The following is a 244-nucleotide window of genomic DNA, read 5'->3' as shown; positions in this document are numbered from 1 at the left end:
CCAATTTGGCGCAAAGCCTCACCGAACTTGGCCTGATCGATGAGTATCGAATCTACCTCCACCCGGTCGTGCTCGGTCACGGCAAGCCATATTTCGCCGGACCCCGGCCGCCGCTCCGCCTGATGGCTCATGACCGGATTGGCGAGGATGTAATCAGGTTGACCTACGTTCCGGCTTGATCGCGCGACTCGCCAGATGAAAATCGCAGCTCGGCTTCCGACCGGATTACGGCAAGCATCTCCGG

At 59.8% G+C, this 244-nt stretch carries 1 protein-coding gene; it reads left to right on the top strand.

Annotated elements, in window-relative coordinates; all coding sequences use genetic code 11:
• Positions 1-179: dihydrofolate reductase family protein (locus tag AF337_RS39555; protein WP_160320238.1), on the top strand; the 179-nt coding region annotated here is incomplete at its 5' end.
• Between the last annotated feature and the right edge of the window lie 65 nt (positions 180-244).

It is taken from the genome of Rhizobium ecuadorense (genome assembly GCF_001187535.1).
In the GTDB taxonomy this organism is placed as follows: Bacteria; Pseudomonadota; Alphaproteobacteria; order Rhizobiales; family Rhizobiaceae; genus Rhizobium; species Rhizobium ecuadorense.
The sequence above is the reverse complement of the archived record's forward strand: the minus strand, read 5'-3'. Positions and strand labels throughout refer to the sequence as shown.